General features: G+C 40.6%; 1 protein-coding gene. It reads right to left on the bottom strand.

Features of this window, described 5'->3' with window-relative positions; translation table 11 throughout:
* Positions 1-96 precede the first annotated feature (96 nt).
* Entirely contained in the window at positions 97-753 is a 657-nt protein-coding gene (locus tag B5D35_RS23770) for a hypothetical protein (protein WP_078754854.1), read from the bottom strand.
* Between the last annotated feature and the right edge of the window lie 689 nt (positions 754-1,442).

Raw genomic sequence — 1,442 nt, forward strand, 5'->3', positions numbered from 1 at the left:
GGGTCAATTTTACTTCGGCGATAGCGTCGCTAAGTGGATCAGTTTTAAGTCGGCGTTGACAGCGCCAAGCGTTGTGAATCACTCTTAAATTTATTGTTAGGTGCGTGTAACTGAGTGCACCACTTCTTCATATGCAGGGCTCTCAAAGTTAAACGTAATATGGTCATCAGATGTTCCGCTAGCATGGAAAACATTAATTTTTCCATGCTCATCAGTTGCTAGCTGAGATGAGCTGTCCTGAGGCCAAAATACAGCAATACGAAATTCATGCTCCCTGCTGTACGGGTCGGATGGTTTTACGAAGGCCAACTGCTCCTGAGAGAGATCGAGGATTTCGTTTTTACGCTCATAGTAAGTAATTGAATCAGCAATAACCTCTAAACCTAAATGTTTATTTGCTGTTTCAATTAACTCAGCTAGTTTCGCTACATTAATACCAATACATATATCAGCCTTAAATAGTTCAAAAAGCTCCTTATCATGGCCTTTTTCGCTTAAACACAGAACATGGCATCTTCTTGGCGATTGGGAGAACGTTATAGGCTTATCTGGTACGACTTTGAATTCTCGACCTGCAATAATAACTTTAGTAATAGCATCTGGAGCAAGTTGGATAGACTTTCTTGCCTCGTCATCACTAATATTGTCATTCTCGAGTTTATCCATAGTAAACAAGTCTCGAAACCACAACCCTTTGCCCGTTTCAGCAAAGTGTTCTAAATATTGACTCTTCCCGTATAGATATTTTATCAATGATTATTCCTACTTTCCGCCAAAGCACCTAACAGTGTATTAGATGACAAAATGTCGTATTTAATTCCGACACTTTGTCCTTTAATAACAATGCATCATACCTTAACCTCTCGCTAGTGATTGATTTTAATGTTTTTTTTAAGCGATCAGGACGTCGATTTGTGAAAAAGCTCCAAAATGTCGTTTTTCATCAACATGCATTAGATCTCTACGATGCTGTGGTTATTAACAGTAAAAAGGCAGTTCAGATTAAAAAGAATAAGGCTAATCGGGGGAACTATTATCCGATCAGAGAAGGAGCCATATACACTTTGGGGCAGAAACGAGCCAGCAATGACCAGTTTAACTACTAGGCGACGTTTGATTCATTTAAATCTATAGGTCTGATACCCCAGGAATAGCGGCTTGAAACGGGTATCGAAGGGTGTTAAACGTGCATTAGACGAGTGCTTGGAGCGTTTAATCTTATAGGTCTGATACCCCATGAACAGCGGCTTGAAACGGGTATCGAGGGGGTTAAGCGTGCATTAGACGAGTGTTTGGCGCGTTTAAACCTATAGGTCTGATACCCCTAGAATAGCGGTTTGAAACGGGTTGCTTCCAGTTAGTTGTTTTGTAACGAGGTTTAGACATGAGACTACGACGATTGATGGGTGTAGCCGATCAGATCGTAGCTTCTAGATTTAGTT

The sequence above is a fragment of the Enterovibrio nigricans DSM 22720 genome, from assembly GCF_900167155.1.
GTDB classification, from domain to species: Bacteria; Pseudomonadota; Gammaproteobacteria; order Enterobacterales; family Vibrionaceae; genus Enterovibrio; species Enterovibrio nigricans.